Source organism: Ktedonobacter robiniae, assembly GCF_016587375.1.
GTDB classification, from domain to species: domain Bacteria; phylum Chloroflexota; class Ktedonobacteria; order Ktedonobacterales; family Ktedonobacteraceae; genus Ktedonobacter; species Ktedonobacter robiniae.
Genome location: NZ_BNJG01000002.1, coordinates 417,570 through 431,591 on the forward strand (window position 1 = coordinate 417,570; position 14,022 = coordinate 431,591).

Consider the following 14,022-nt stretch of genomic DNA (forward strand, 5'->3'; position numbering starts at 1 on the left):
AGGCCCTTGAGCTACTGCATGCTCTCATGCTCTTTGACTTGCTTGTATCGTCTCCGTGAGCGAGCACGATCCATACATTTCAGACAACACCACTGGCGGGTGGCACTACGGGTTCGGTCATAAAAGAAGAGATGACAGCGCGGATTGTGACACGTACGCAAGCGGCTCCTGGTTCCCTCGGTGAGCAGCCAGATGGCAGAACGAACGATCGGCAGGAACACCCGTGCCTGTGGCTGAGCATCAAGGTTATCTCTGAGACGAAAGGTTCCGGGTTCGGTCTGTTCCAGAACTTGCGATCCCATTTTGAGGATGTCATTGAGGGGAGCAAGATTCTCCTCATGGATTTCACGCTCTGCCATCACATCCTCAAAGAGTCGGCGTAAGGCGGTACGGAGCACTTTGAACGTATCAAGCACTCCCGGGTCTGCTGTCAGCCCTTCCTGGTTTCCTTGTTCCAATTCAAGGGGAGGGTAGTGAAGCTGCGCTTGATGCCACCAGTGAGCAAAAGCATCAGGTGACACGAGTAGATCTCGACGCGTTCCCTTCACAAGCCTCTCGGTATTCACCGCATCAAGGGCCAATGCATCGCCAACAAACAGATCGCCAACAAACGGCGGAAAGAGATCATCGTTCTGCTTTCCTGGATGAACCAGACCACCTTGCTCCGATCTTTCCATAGCTTTTTCTCCTTTGTGTCTACTCTCTTTATTATCCAACACTATTTCCATCTTGACAAGGATTTTTTTTGCAGATATACTTCGTTCATCCATATCTAGCCATTATTAGCTATGGATAAAAACAGAGATTTTCTCTGCTTCCCCGAAGGCTGAGACTTTGCGCGCGACTCTCGAGGAGGAGAGGACCATCGAGGTTCTGTAATAGGTATCTATGGGAGCGAAGCTGTTGCTTTTTGGCAATGACGCTGCTGATCAGAGGGCATTGCTCCTCGGCTCGTTGCCTCGTGCATTGGTTTGGGAAGCCAAAGGAGGGAAAGCTCTCTCGCCAGGACACTTGCAGAAACCCCAACAGCTTCATTTCGCTATTTATACTCAGTAATATAAAAAAGAGGAAAAATACTTCATGAGAAAGCATCCACCCTCCAAATGGCTCACACTGGCTGCCACTTGCTTTGGTTTACTGATGCTCTATATCGACTTGTTTATTGTCAATGTAGCTTTGCCAACCATTGGACAGGATTTTCGTACTCCACTCAGCACGGTTTCCTGGACGATTTCAGGCTACGCCTTGATGATCGGAGTCTTGCCTATGGGCATTGGTCGCCTGGGGGATCTCTGGGGCCAGCGTTCCGTCTATCTGGCAGGTTTGGTAATCTTTAGTGCCGCGTCATTCGCCTGTGGTCTGGCCCCTGATATCACCGTTCTGATCGTCTTTCGAGTGGTTCAGGGCATTGGCGCGGCAATCATGACACCTGGAACCCTCGCGATTATCGTGCGGGCCTTTCCTCAGAGTCAACATGGCCTGGCAATCGGTATCAATGGGGGCATCTCTGGTCTGGGCTTGATTGCCGGACCAGTTCTCGGTGGCCTACTCGTTCAGGGAGAGAGTTGGCGCTGGATCTTTCTGGTGAATATTCCCCTTGGGATCATTGCATTGATCATGACGATACTCTTCATTCCATCATCACACGAGGAAACTGCTTCCGTACCCGTTGATTGGCTCGGTCTTGCGCTTTTATCTGTTGGCCTGCTCTGTTTATTATTCGGCGTCACACGTGCCGGTGAGGAAGGATGGACCAATGGAGTGGTCGTAGGAAGCTGCCTGTCAGGTGTGGTACTGTTGGCACTGTTCGTCATCACTGAAAGGCGGGTTCGCTGGCCACTGATTGATCTGGCCCTGTTTCGCAATCGTCAGTTCGTCATGGGATGTCTGGGCTTTTTCTTTTTCTCTGCGGCACTTTATGGATCACAGCCTTATTGGAGCTTATTCCTGCAAAACACCTGGAGATTTTCCCCGCTGCAAGGTGGCCTGGCTTTCGTCCCTGCTACCGGCTTGATTGTCCTCTTGACACCAGTGACAGGCATTCTTGCTCAATGGGCCAAAGCTCGACGCGATGTGTTTCTTCTCGGTGGATTATTGCTCAGTGGCATCAGTTTTCTCTTTGTGACCCTCACCTTGAGCCCACAGAGCACATATAGCAATGGATTGCTTCCTGCTTTTCTCATGCGAGGTCTGGCTATTCCTGTGGTAACATCCTGTACTACGCTTGCCGTGGTAAACGCGGTGTCGCTCAAGCAATCAGGGCTGGCCTCCGGCACCATCGCTATGGCGCGCAATATCGGAACTGCCTTTGGGGTTGCAGTACTGAATCAAGTGTATCTTTTTCATGTGAACTCCACCCTGTCACTCTCTTCTGCAGCCAGTCGAGCGGCCGCCGATCAATTCCTTCTCCCGGCTCAAGGAGAAAATGTTCTGGGGGTAGAAACGAGTATTTTTCAAGCCTTCGGGTTGATCGCACTGACTTGCGCGCTTCTTTGTGGAGGAGCAATAATTCTGGTTTTCTTTATGCATCCCAGGATGCGCAACAAAGTCCTTGCCACTCCTGCTCAGGAAAACTTCTCAGAAACATTATCGAATGTTTCTCATGGGAAGAAGTAACTTGTAAATATTGGAACGAAGCTGTAAGTATTCCGAGAAACGTCATTTCACTTATTTGGAGGTACTAATGAAACAACTGTTCATGCCCTTTATGCTTGGATCAGATCGGCTGGCTCATCGCATCGTGATGCCGCCGTTGACACGGATGCGCGCCGGCGCCGATGATGTCCCTTCGCCTCTGGCCGCCACCTACTATAGTCAACGCGCGACCGAAGGCGGCCTGATCATCGCAGAAGCAACCCAGATTTCACAACAAGGACAAGGCTATCCGCACACGCCTGGGATCTATACGCCGGATCAGGTCGCCGGGTGGCGAACCGTCACCGAGGCGGTCAAGAAGCGAGGTGCAATTTTCTTCCTCCAGTTGTGGCATGTGGGGAGAATTTCACACTCCTCGCTTCAAAGGGACGGAGCCCTTCCTGTGGCACCGTCTGCGATCCGACCAGCTGGCAATGCCTTTACAAGCAGTGGGCAGCGCATGCCCTTTGAAACACCTCGCGCCCTCGAACTGAATGAAATTCCGCAGATTGTGGCTGACTACCGCAGGGCTGCGGAGAATGCCAAGCAAGCCGGATTCCACGGAATCGAGATTCATGCCGCCAATGGCTATCTTCTTCAACAGTTTCTGGAAGACAAGACCAACCACCGAAATGACCGTTACGGCGGCTCGATTGAAAACCGCGCGCGGCTTCTTTTTGAAGTACTCGATGCCGTTTCGGAAGTCTGGCCGATCGATCGTGTCGGTGTTCGGCTATCGCCCTTCAGCGATGTCGGCGATATCGCTGACAGTGATCCGGCGGAGCTGTATACACACGTGATCAAGGCCTTGGCCGCGCGCGGAATTTGCTATCTGCACCTGATCGAGCCGCAGGTGCGTGCTGGCCTGGTGGAGGAGACAAATGATGAGGCGCCGCGATCTGTGGCGACGCTATTTCGCTCACGGTTTCCAGGGCCATTGATCGTGTCGGGGGGATTTACCGCTGATACCGCGGAGCAAGCGCTCGCGGCTGGAACGGCAGACCTCATCGCGTTTGGACGCGCCTTTATCGCCAATCCCGATCTGTCGAGGCGCTTCGCGCTTCGCGCGCCACTCAACGCGCCTGACCGATCCACATTCTATGGTGGCGGCGAGCGCGGCTACACCGACTATCCAAGCATCGACGAGATCAGTGCGGATACCTTGGGATGATAGGAATCCGAATGCCAATGGCTGTTTATGGCCCGACTCGGCCGACGATGGGACGTAGTTGACCGTCGGTTGCCGGGGTATACCGTTTATGAGGTACCTCCAGGATACGATCCAAAATAGTAACTATTCAGTAGGGTCATGAAAAAGCGGGAAGAACGGGATTGCCCGCCAGCGTCTGCTCCAGTGCAGAAAGCAGTTTCATCCCTTGCTTGCGCAAGGTTGGAAGATAACTAGAGGTAGGGCTAGGATGTTAGCATGTCAGTTGCAGAGAGTGCGTTGTTCCGGTATCCTTGTGAGGTCAAGCTGACGGGGACGCCGAGGGTACGCGGCGTCAGGGTTGGCCCGTTTGCAGGTTGGGACACCAAGCCCGATAGGATGTTTGGCCACCCGTCGAGTCCGCTAAACTGGGAGCGTGAAAGAGCGCAGCCCGAATCGGTGTGTGAACACTGCGAAACCCAAACGGCGTACTCTCGTTCTGGTCATTGCCTGAACAAGGAGGACATACCTCATGCTTGCAGATGTGTCTGGAGAGCGTTTCGTTGCCCTGGATGTTCACAAGCACTATGTCGTCGTCGGAGCCGTCAATACTACTCAACAGGTGGTGCTCTCTCCTCGTCGAGTGGATCTGGATGATCTTCCTTCCTGGAGTCAGCAGCATCTTTGCTCAACTGATGCAGTGGTGTTGGAAGCTACCACCAATGCCTGGCATCTGTGCGACCAGCTCCACCCTCTGGTTTCCTCTGTGACCGTCGCTCATCCCAACCTCGTAAAGCTCATTACCACTGCTCGGGTCAAGACCGATGCACGAGACACCCTCCACCTGGCTCGACTTCTGGCCGCCGGTCTCATTCCTGCAGTGTGGATTCCCCCTCAGAACGTGCGTGAGTTGCGCGGGCTCCTCGCGCATCGGGCTCGCTTGATTCGTCAGCGTACCCAGGCCAAAAACCGGCTGCGCAGCACCTTGCACCGCTACAACATCGTCCCGCCATCTGCAGGACTCTTCGCCCCAGCCCAACAGAGTTGGTGGGAGAACCTTTCCCTCTCGGCAGTTGAGAAACTGCGTATCCGCCAGGACTTGAGCCTGATAGAGAGTCTGGAGCCGTTGATTGGCGAGGTGGAAACGGAACTGACTCGCTTAAGTGGGACTGAGCCGTGGGCAAGTCAGGTGGTTTTTCTGCTCCAGGTGCCCGGGATTGGGGTCATCAATGCCCTCATCCTCCTGGCCGCTATCGGGGACATTACCCGCTTTCCCAGCGCGAAACAGCTCGTGGGATATGCTGGTCTGGGAGCGAGTGTCCACGCTTCTGGGCAGATCTACCAAACCGGGCATATTACCAAACAGGGGCGAAGGGACATGCGGGCAGCATTAGTCGAAGCAGCCTGGATGGCGGTCGAGCACCATCCTCATTGGAAAGACCAGTTTGAGCGACTGGCGATGCGGATCGGCAAGAAGAAAGCCATTGTAGCTATTGCACGTAAGCTGCTCGTGATCATCTGGCATGTGCTTTCCAAACAGGAGGCTGATCGGCAGGCCGATCAAGCGATGGTCACACGGGCGATTATGGAATGGGCACGAAACAAATCGACCGCGACTCGACAAGGGCTTTCTCGTGTCGAATTTGTGCGCCGCGAACTGGATCGGCTCGGGATCGGAGCCCACATGGAGAGCTTCGTCTTCAATGGTCGGACCTATCATTTACCAGCATCGACTCGTTCCGGTTGAGCCTGCCCAAAGAGATCATCAAAGAGGTTTTTCATCTGGAAGGCCCCAGAGCCTTTGCGGGGTCAGAGGGATTTTGCGTGTTTTTCTTTCTACTTGACAGGGTACTTCATCGGTCACTGCAAAAATCTATCATAAGCACCCTTATGATAGATTTTTGCAGTGACCGATGAAGTACCCTGTCAAGTAGAAAGAAAAAGAGCCTTCAACAGTATTGAAAAAGCTAGGATAATATATTAAACTGTATGCATGGAACATACGTATTCACCCAAACAATTTGGGAAACTGATTGGCAAATCCGTCAATACCCTGCAAAAATGGGATCGCAAAGGCATCTTGCCCGCGTACCGGAGTCCGACGAATCGGCGCTACTACACGCATGAACAATACTTGCAGTATCGCGGGTTGATTTCGTCTGAGCAGGGATTAGTGATTGCGTATGCCCGTGTGTCATCTCCCGGTCAGAAGAAGGATCTCACCATTCAGAAAGAAGCGTTGCGAGCCTACTGCGTGGAACATGGCATCAAAGTCGATCAGTGGATCGAAGATATTGGCTCCGCGCTTAACTACAAGCGCAAGGGCTTTCATCAGATTATTGAACTCATCGAGTTAGGGCAGGTCAAGCGGCTGATCATTGGCTACCAGGATCGCTTTGTGCGCTTTGGCTATGACTGGTTTGAGCAGTTTTGCCAGCGGCACGGAACTGACATTACCGTGATTAACGGTGAAACCTTCTCCTCCGAAGAAGAACTCGTGCGGGATTTGATCGCCATTGTGACTGTCTTCTCTGCCCGCCTCCATGGTCTGCGCTCGCATAAAAATCTGATTCGAGCGGCGGCGCTGGGAAAGGACATCAAGGATGATCAAGGCACACAAGATTAGACTCCATCCCACGCCTGAGCAGACCATCTACGTTGCCAAAGCCGCTGGAACCGCACGGTTCGTTTGGAACTGGGCCTTAGCTGAATGGAATCGGCAATACGAGGCCGGAGAAAAGCCGACAGCATTAAAGCTCAAGAAGCAATTCAACTCCATCCGGCGTGAGCACTTCCCCTGGACCTGGGAAGTCACCAAGAACGCCTCGGATCAGCCGTTTCTTGATTTAGGCAAGGCGTTTACAGCGTTTTTTGAAGGCCGTGCCCGCCGCCCGAAGTTCAAAAGCAAAAAGCGCAGTAAACCGAGTTTCTATCTTGCTAATGATCAATTCGAGGTAGGCGATCATCGCATGTGGATCCCCAAACTCGGTTGGGTGAATATGGCCGAGAATGTGCGTTTTCAGGGCAAGGTGACAGGGGCACGGATCACGAAGACGGCAGACTGGTGGTTCGTGAGTATCCAGGTCGAACTGCCTAATGTGCTTCCAGAGAAAAAGCAAGCTGCCATTGGCATTGATGTGGGTCTCAACCACCTGGCGACCTTGAGTACAGGAGAGGAAATCGAGAACCAAGCTTTCCTCAAGACCGCCCTCAAGAAACTGCGCCGGGCCAACAAACGCTTACATCGCCGCAAACTCAGCTCAAAGAATCGGGAGAAAGCACGCAGGCAGGTAGCACGGTTCCATTATCGGATGACCTGTTTGCGCGATGACGTGCTCCACAAGCTGACCACCCGGCTCGCGAACTGTTACGGGATCATCGGCATTGAGGACCTCAATCTCAAGGGCTTGCTGAAGAATCGCAAGCTCGCTCGGTCCTTCTCGGATGCGGCATTAGGCAAGCTCTTGTCGCTTTTGACAAGCAAAGTGGAGCAGCGCGGCGGGCAGGTGATCAAAGTGGATCGCTTCTTTCCATCAAGCAAAACGTGTCACTGCTGCGGCTGGAAATGGGAAAACATGCAATTGTCAGATCGGGTGTTTCTCTGCCAGAATGCCGAATGCGCGTATTGTCAATTTGAACAGGATAGAGATTACAATGCAGCTTTGAATATCCTGCATGAAGCCTTGTGCTTGATTGGGCTGATAGATCAAGCCGTCTCCGGTACTGGCTCGGACGAAGACGCAAACTTGGCTGTGGACGCGGGGTAAGACCAAAAGGCACAGGTTGTCTTGCGGCTCCTACGGAGGAAGCAGCAACAACGAAAGGTGTAGGAGAGCGGTGCTTGCATATGTTTTCCTACATTAATCGGAGCAGAAAACGTGGTATGCTGCCTCTCGCCAGGCACAAAATCCCCTGGTCTCACAGCATTTGCTGTGATCTCTTCCAAAAACGTGATGGGAGGACAAGCAGAGCTCGCTTCCTTGTCAATTTTGGCAGGGTTAGCCTAAACGAGCCGATGCCAGTAAATGGTAGGTTCGGCTATTGAACACGAAGCTCTCCATATCGAGCGTTGCCTGATTCGCATTATTCAGGGGAAAGGGAACAAGGATCGCCAGGTTCCCTTCCCTCGCCCTTTCCGCGAACTGCTCGCACTGCACATGGAGCAGATGAAGGTCCGTGGAGCAGTTATTTGTTCGAGTCGGTGCGCAAGCGTCGGTACACAGATCGAGGGGTGCGCAAAATGCTGACGCGCTACGCCCAGGCTGCTGGAATCACGCGCTCCATGTCTCCCCACAAATGGAGGCATTTTCTCTTCACCTGGCTGAAAAAAGAGGGCATCGAGGATGCTCTGATCCAGCCCTACTCTGGACACGCCACACGACAATCACTCGAAATCTAATCCAGGCTTTCACTGGCGGATGCGCAACCATCTTACAATCAAGCCATGGAACATTTTCCCATTCAGTAAAACAACAGAAAGATACTTTTGTCTTCTATGCTGTTTATACCCGCTACCTTGCGGCTGAATAGTCCGTAAGCAAATGACAAAAACGAACCTGTTCATTGCGCGGTGAGGTGGGGATCACATAGCGGATCTCCACCTCATCCATCGTGACGACCACGCGGTCGACGAGCAATTCTACCAACTGCCTTTTCTGCTCAAAGGTGGCCTGGTGACAGCTCGTATACTAGGAGCATCGGTTCCAAGATGATGGTGAGGACGAGGTGACAGCAGCGGTTCGACCGCGAACGTAAGATGGTCCCCCATCATCTCGGGCTGGCCCAAGTTTGAACCGTATGGTGTGGCTTTGACCACGTATCACGAGCTAAGACTGGCCTTGCCCCAGGTCCGAGACAGGAATGAATTTCTCTCTCGATCAGACGAAAGGAGTCGCTATGACATCCTCACCAGAACCATTGTATGACCTCTTCGTTGGCATTGACATCGCAGCGGTAACGGCATCTGTCGCTTGGAAGGAACCCTCCCGGAAGATCTGGCACGCGCTCACTATTGATCAGACCCCTCAAGGCTTCCAGACGCTCCAGCAACGCTTGCTCGCTACAGGGCATTCAGCCAAGAGCATTCTTGTTGTGATGGAAGCAACTGGTTCCTATTGGATGACGCTGGCAACCACCCTGGCTCAAGCTGGCTTCGCCATCAGTGTCATTACCCCAGCTCAGGCTCACCATTTTGCCAAAGCCTTACTTAAGCAAGCAAAGACAGATGCCATCGATGCTCAAACGCTGGCGCAACTCGCCGCTTTGCTTCAGCCAGCCGTATGGACCCTCCTCCGGCCATTTTTGTTGAACTCTATCAACGATTGAACGAACGTGAGAGCCTCATGCACATGCGTCAACAGCTCCGCAACCAATTGCATGCCTTGAGTCACTGTCCCGCGCGTGATTGCCTCCGTACACACACGCATGCAATTCTTGATAGAGTCGCTGACCGAACAGATGTTGGAAGGAGAGGCCGAGCTTGATGAGGCTCTTTCTCTTGATTCCTTATGGACAGCATCCGCCATCAGGCTCCAGACTATTCCTGGGATCGGGCTACTGACTGCCGCTTGGCTCCTGGTTACGACACTCAATTTTACGCTGTGTAACACGGTGGAAGAACTGACGGCATATGCTGGGCTGGCTCCTCATCCCTTCCAATCGGGAACCAGTGTCCATGGGCGAGCAAGCATTGGGCATACAGGAAATGCTGCACTTCGTACGGCAGTGTATCTGGCAACCTTGAGTGCCGCTCAATACAACCCCGTGATCAAGGCATTTTATGATCGTTTACGAGCGGCAGGCAAACCCATGAAGGTCGCCCGCTGCGCTGCGGCGCGAAAGCTCTTACACATTGCCTTTGCGGTCGTCAAAAACGAGGCGGACTTTGATCCGTTGTATGCAGCCAGAGCACAAAAAACGGCTTGATAGTTTGACACATCAAGAGAAGAAAATGTTTTCTTCTTCATATCCCACATGTTTTTTATTTTTGGTAAACTGAGCAATGCTCCTCTTGACAAACAATACCGTATCTTACGTAGCGCTACCCCTTTCAGAAATGCAGTTATTTGCCGTTTTTTTAATCCTCCTAAGTGTATATTTTTTTTGCTCTTCAGGACAGGTAAAGGCGGCAGAGTTAGCCAAGCATGCCCCCATGAGTTATAGTTGTGTAGGTTTTGCTCGCTGTTATGGAGTAAATGATTGGAATGGACCAAACCATGGTGCTTATACAGAAATGGATGTTGTACAGCTCCATGCAGGTTCCCTCATTATGAATAACACGTTATGGGTGACAACTTCAGATCTTTCTCAATGGGCTGAGGGAGGCTACAAGGTCCATAGCACCATGTTATATGAGTTCTGGTATTGGGCATACAGTGCAGGTGACACTGACTATCATGAATATGATTCTGGAGGCTTGCATACAGGTACATATGGGGATTTTGGCCACCCTGCTGCTGTATATGTCTGGTGGGAGGATAGCAGTCATTGGAATGTTGCAATATATGGAAACGCCACTTCTTGGCTTCCTAATGGTTTCCCTCTTTCAATGAATGCTACGGTTATACAAATAGGACAAGAAATAGGTGGCTCGGGCGTTTCGTCGGATGGTGCCGCAAACTTTAATTACAATCAATACATAAGTCCAAGTAATGGCTCATACAATTATCAATTCCAAGATGGACAGATAGGGGAATTTGTAACTCAAAATACAAGTCCTCCTTATTCAGATTGGAATACAAGACCAAGTGGAAGCACATCAGGTGGAAGCTGGTGGGCATGTACGTGCTAAGGCCGCAAACTCGTATTCTCTTACGGAGGAAGATGTAAGAAATTTGTGAAATGAATTAGCTGTTACAGCATCATACCACAAAGGAAGAGGAAAAATGAAACGCATCGCTCTAATTGGCTTACTTGCTGCGCTTGCTTTAACAGTGCTTTTGTTTGTTACTATAGCAAATCCACAAAATGCTTCAGGATCAGGAAGCCATGGCCCCAAAGGTTTTACTCCCCCTGCACATACAATATCAGCTGGACATATGAAAGGTATACCAGTTGCTAGCAACAAGCTGCAAGCCAATAATAACGCATTGCCAACATTTACTGCTAGCGACGTTGAGGCCTATCTCAAGACAAACCCCTATCCGGTGGGAGAAAAATCTAAGCTCAAACACATTATTACCTTTATGTCTTCATCGGATTTAGGGAAAAAGGTGAATGCTGACTTTAGCGCAGAAGCTCCTACGCTTTGCTATGTAGAATTTACTGATACCCAACCTATTCAATTAGATACTGTAGCTAAGCCAAATGGACAACTTCTTAGCTTCAAGAAGGTTTACATGATTTTTGATGGCCGAACTGGTGATCTAATTACTTGGGGAGGCAATTAGATCCAGATCATATTGCTTTGATGCAAAAAATAGCAATGAAATAGGGAAACGAGTACAAGGTTTCAGGGGGATATGCACCCCCCTATTTGACGCCGATCTCCCACGGATCAAGGAATTGCTCAATCTCGGACTTTCCGTGCGCAAGATCGCCAAAATCCTCAACTATCCGAACCATCACTCGCTTAACACCTACGTCCAGAAACGCGGACTACGCGGACCAGGTTCGTCACCCCGCAAGTGAAGAAGTAGCTTCTTCTCTCAAATATAACAAATTGCTTTACTGCACATTTTCGCTAGGATCTTAGTCCACCTTCTGCTGTCACAAGGAAAAACTGTTTCATATGGAAGGCAAACTCCTTGCGAAGCATTTCAGTCAGGCCTGTCACATCCTAGCGGATGACGACATGCTGCACGGCGGCCGAATGCCTGTCCAACAATTCATCTTTTGCTCCCGAGAGGCCATGTCCCTGGCGCCATAACGAGGGCTGATGAGCGAGCCGAGAGAGCGCTCTCGCCAGGCGGTCACAGGCCGCAGAAGAGCACTGGAAACAGAGGTGTGGCGCAACCAGATGGAGTTCACTCAGCCGCAAACGCCCGGTTGTATCGCGAAGGAGATCCACACGCGCGAACAGGGTTGGGGAAAGACGAGAAAGGACGTCACGAGCAAAGGCCACATAGTCCCTCTGTAGTGGAACCGCAACAGCGTTCCTCACCTCATCCTCCTCCTGTGAGAGCTGGCAAGGCGTATGGACGGCATGCGTAATCTGTCCACAAATCGCCATCACGCTCTGCTCCCCCTCGGGAAGGAAGGGCTGAACCATCATGGCAGCGCCGTGAGCCAGGGAAGCATCGAGATGTGCCTGTCCCTGGATCAGGCTTTCCTGTGCACGTGTCACCAGGCGAAGACCGGTGGGACCAGTGGCAATAACCGGTTTGATTATCGCCTCTTGCCAGCCACGCTCTGCGAGGAGGTGTGCCAGTGACGGAGGCGCGGCAGTGGTTGGCTTCACCCAATGGGTCGGGACAACCGGGATCCCCTGGGCCGCGAGATCACGGAGATACCACCGCTGGGTGTTCCACTCCAGGAGTGGAAGCAGGTTGAGCAACAACGCCTGCCGGGCGACACGACGCGCCCAGTGCAAAAATGCACCACGCTGCCGGTTATAGTCCCGAACGGAGCGCACGACCAACAGGGATGGGCGCTCCCACTGATAGGTAGGGTCGTTCCAGCAGACCAGGTCGACATGGACACCCAGGCGGCTCAGCGCTTGCTGCACGACCAGGTCATCGTGATCGCGATAAAAGTCGTCCGCACAGGTCGCAAGTGCGACGAGAGGGTACAATTGCGTCATCTTTTGTCTTCCTCGTCTGAGAAAGCACGTTCCCAGCACCTCTTGCTCGTGAGGCATGTCAATCACCTCCGGTCAGAGACCGGAGGCTTGTTCGTTACACCTGGACTCCACCGCACCTCGGCGTACCTTCGCAGGCGCGCCGCTTTGGCTTCACCGTCCGATGCATCAGGGGCCATTGACACAAACCCCGTCCTGATCCAGTCTTGCCGGATCAAGAGCGTCCTCAAGGTCACATTCCTCGCGCCAATCAGATCAGCGTGGAGCGTGTACCTACACTGCTGACACCCAAAGCGCAACCCCTTGTTCGGGCGATTCTCATCAGCCGTGTGCCCACACATCGGGCACGCCTTCGAGGTGTAGTTCGCATCCACCTTGACGGCGAGCGACCCGGCAAGCGTGGCCTTGTAGCTCACAAGCGCCTGAAGTTCGGCAAAGGACCACTGCGAGTGCACGCGATTGGCTTTGCGAGCCTTCGCAGACACCGCCTCGATGCCCTTCCCCTTTGTCGTGCGCTTGCGCTTTCTGCGTCTGGTCCGCTCCCGGATATCGGTGAGTTGTTCCAGCCCAATCAGGGCGTGTGGGTGCTGCTCGATGATCTGTTTGGCGACTATGTGGTTGGCGTGCAGTTTCAACCGTCTCTCTCGTTGCTCAATGCGTCTAAGACGACGTTTCGCGCCACGAGTGCCTTTCTGCTGCAAGCGTTTGCGTAATCGTGCGTAATGGTTGGCTCGGTGCCTCACTCGCTTTCCTGAGTGAAAGCTCGCTTTGCCGGTCGAGATGGAAGTGACCGCCAGGTAGCGGATACCCACATCCACCCCAACGACTTCGGTGAGTTGTGCAGGAGTGGGATCAGAAATCTCAATCTCTAAGGACACCAGCAGATAGAATTGCTTCTTTGGCTGATCGTACCAGAGTTTCGCATCTCCGATGCGCGCCCCGTGTTGGATGAGGGCCGTCTGCTTGTCGTAGCCCTGATAGGGGATGCTGATGCGTCCGGTGAGGGTGCCGATGCTTACCCGGCTCTCGCACTGAAAGGTGTAGTCCCGCGCGTAGGTGTACTGCACGGTTGGGGAGCTATACTGTGGCGGCTGGTCCAATCCCTTGAAGCGCTTTTTTGTGATCTTAGCTCGGCGATGCTCGATATTCTTCACCAGTTTCGTCCACAGCCCTTTGTACGTTGCCGAGACCTGCCGTTCCACGCTACAGGCCAGTTGCGAGGGAAGACCGAAGCGCGCGCGTAGCTCGGCATACATGCCTTTGTGCAGTTTGGTCACACTACTGGTTTTGCCGTGCGCGAAGGCATAGTGACTCACCGCATTGAGCGCGTCGCGGTACGCCAGTTGCGTCTGGCGTAAGCGTTGCTGCTGCTCTGGCGTGGGCAGAAGTTTCAGTTTAGCGGTGATGATCTGCTTGATGTCGTTCGCTTTCTCGTGATAAAGTAGGAAGCCAGCTTGTAGGTGACATGTGTGATGTGCTGTACATCCATACCCATCAGTATAAC

At 52.6% G+C, this 14,022-nt stretch carries 14 protein-coding genes; 11 read left to right on the forward strand and 3 right to left on the reverse strand.

All coding sequences use genetic code 11. The features are described from left to right. Nucleotides 1-11: 11 nt before the first annotated feature. Complete coding sequence (locus tag JMJ04_RS22420; protein ID WP_201372698.1) at nucleotides 12-677, reverse strand: CGNR zinc finger domain-containing protein; 666 nt, start codon at nucleotides 675-677, stop codon at nucleotides 12-14. Between the two features lie 403 nt (nucleotides 678-1,080). Between JMJ04_RS22420 and JMJ04_RS22425 the strand changes: the two genes are divergently transcribed. The 11 genes from JMJ04_RS22425 to JMJ04_RS22480 all read left to right on the forward strand — a co-directional run bounded on the left by JMJ04_RS22425 (nucleotide 1,081) and on the right by JMJ04_RS22480 (nucleotide 11,169). Then, nucleotides 1,081-2,616, forward strand: a complete 1,536-nt coding sequence (locus JMJ04_RS22425) for a DHA2 family efflux MFS transporter permease subunit (RefSeq protein ID WP_201372699.1) — start codon at nucleotides 1,081-1,083, stop codon at nucleotides 2,614-2,616. A gap of 67 nt (nucleotides 2,617-2,683) precedes the next feature. Beyond that, complete coding sequence (locus JMJ04_RS22430; protein ID WP_201372700.1) at nucleotides 2,684-3,805, forward strand: alkene reductase; 1,122 nt, start codon at nucleotides 2,684-2,686, stop codon at nucleotides 3,803-3,805. A gap of 508 nt (nucleotides 3,806-4,313) precedes the next feature. Continuing rightward, the gene (locus JMJ04_RS22435) at nucleotides 4,314-5,528 is read left to right on the forward strand and encodes an IS110 family RNA-guided transposase (protein ID WP_236038298.1); all 1,215 of its coding nucleotides are present in this window, start codon (nucleotides 4,314-4,316) and stop codon (nucleotides 5,526-5,528) included. 246 nt (nucleotides 5,529-5,774) lie between these two features. Further along, nucleotides 5,775-6,407: an IS607 family transposase gene (locus JMJ04_RS22445; protein WP_201372702.1), complete on the forward strand. Its 633-nt coding sequence runs from the start codon at nucleotides 5,775-5,777 to the stop codon at nucleotides 6,405-6,407. Then, on the forward strand, nucleotides 6,385-7,548 hold the full coding sequence (locus JMJ04_RS22450) for an RNA-guided endonuclease InsQ/TnpB family protein (RefSeq protein WP_201372703.1): 1,164 nt from the start codon (nucleotides 6,385-6,387) through the stop codon (nucleotides 7,546-7,548). The genes JMJ04_RS22445 and JMJ04_RS22450 overlap by 23 nt, the downstream gene beginning before the upstream one ends. Before the next feature lie 258 nt (nucleotides 7,549-7,806). Next, a complete protein-coding gene (locus JMJ04_RS22455; RefSeq protein WP_201374535.1) occupies nucleotides 7,807-8,028 on the forward strand; it encodes a hypothetical protein in 222 nt (73 codons plus the stop codon). Further along, nucleotides 7,983-8,180, forward strand: a complete 198-nt coding sequence (locus JMJ04_RS22460) for a tyrosine-type recombinase/integrase (protein WP_236038581.1) — start codon at nucleotides 7,983-7,985, stop codon at nucleotides 8,178-8,180. The genes JMJ04_RS22455 and JMJ04_RS22460 overlap by 46 nt, the downstream gene beginning before the upstream one ends. A gap of 497 nt (nucleotides 8,181-8,677) precedes the next feature. Beyond that, nucleotides 8,678-9,106: an IS110 family transposase gene (locus JMJ04_RS22465; RefSeq protein WP_201372705.1), complete on the forward strand. Its 429-nt coding sequence runs from the start codon at nucleotides 8,678-8,680 to the stop codon at nucleotides 9,104-9,106. 99 nt (nucleotides 9,107-9,205) lie between these two features. Next, nucleotides 9,206-9,706: a transposase gene (locus JMJ04_RS22470; protein ID WP_201372706.1), complete on the forward strand. Its 501-nt coding sequence runs from the start codon at nucleotides 9,206-9,208 to the stop codon at nucleotides 9,704-9,706. A gap of 85 nt (nucleotides 9,707-9,791) precedes the next feature. Continuing rightward, a complete protein-coding gene (locus JMJ04_RS22475) occupies nucleotides 9,792-10,571 on the forward strand; it encodes a hypothetical protein (protein ID WP_201372707.1) in 780 nt (259 codons plus the stop codon). Nucleotides 10,572-10,665: 94 nt separating this feature from the next. Beyond that, complete coding sequence (locus tag JMJ04_RS22480; RefSeq protein ID WP_201372708.1) at nucleotides 10,666-11,169, forward strand: hypothetical protein; 504 nt, start codon at nucleotides 10,666-10,668, stop codon at nucleotides 11,167-11,169. Nucleotides 11,170-11,558: 389 nt separating this feature from the next. Here the strand turns inward: JMJ04_RS22480 and JMJ04_RS22485 are convergent, their stop codons facing one another. Next, nucleotides 11,559-12,521 carry an ATP-grasp domain-containing protein gene (locus tag JMJ04_RS22485; protein WP_201372709.1) on the reverse strand — a complete coding sequence of 321 codons (963 nt, stop codon included), beginning with the start codon at nucleotides 12,519-12,521 and terminating at the stop codon, nucleotides 11,559-11,561. A 62-nt stretch (nucleotides 12,522-12,583) separates the two neighbouring features. After that, nucleotides 12,584-13,936: an RNA-guided endonuclease InsQ/TnpB family protein gene (locus JMJ04_RS22490; protein WP_201374464.1), complete on the reverse strand. Its 1,353-nt coding sequence runs from the start codon at nucleotides 13,934-13,936 to the stop codon at nucleotides 12,584-12,586. Between the last annotated feature and the right edge of the window lie 86 nt (nucleotides 13,937-14,022).

Excerpts from the sequence above, each read along its gene's own strand:
- JMJ04_RS22420 (WP_201372698.1), bottom strand. The coding sequence starts at position 677 with ATGGAAAGATCGGAGCAAGGTGGTCTGGTTCATCCAGGAAAGCAGAAC.
- JMJ04_RS22425 (WP_201372699.1), top strand. The coding sequence starts at position 1,081 with ATGAGAAAGCATCCACCCTCCAAATGGCTCACACTGGCTGCCACTTGC.
- JMJ04_RS22430 (WP_201372700.1), top strand. The coding sequence starts at position 2,684 with ATGAAACAACTGTTCATGCCCTTTATGCTTGGATCAGATCGGCTGGCT.
- JMJ04_RS22435 (WP_236038298.1), top strand. The coding sequence starts at position 4,314 with ATGCTTGCAGATGTGTCTGGAGAGCGTTTCGTTGCCCTGGATGTTCAC.
- JMJ04_RS22445 (WP_201372702.1), top strand. The coding sequence starts at position 5,775 with ATGGAACATACGTATTCACCCAAACAATTTGGGAAACTGATTGGCAAA.
- JMJ04_RS22450 (WP_201372703.1), top strand. The coding sequence starts at position 6,385 with ATGATCAAGGCACACAAGATTAGACTCCATCCCACGCCTGAGCAGACC.
- JMJ04_RS22455 (WP_201374535.1), top strand. The coding sequence starts at position 7,807 with ATGGTAGGTTCGGCTATTGAACACGAAGCTCTCCATATCGAGCGTTGC.
- JMJ04_RS22465 (WP_201372705.1), top strand. The coding sequence starts at position 8,678 with ATGACATCCTCACCAGAACCATTGTATGACCTCTTCGTTGGCATTGAC.
- JMJ04_RS22470 (WP_201372706.1), top strand. The coding sequence starts at position 9,206 with ATGCAATTCTTGATAGAGTCGCTGACCGAACAGATGTTGGAAGGAGAG.
- JMJ04_RS22480 (WP_201372708.1), top strand. The coding sequence starts at position 10,666 with ATGAAACGCATCGCTCTAATTGGCTTACTTGCTGCGCTTGCTTTAACA.
- JMJ04_RS22485 (WP_201372709.1), bottom strand. The coding sequence starts at position 12,521 with ATGACGCAATTGTACCCTCTCGTCGCACTTGCGACCTGTGCGGACGAC.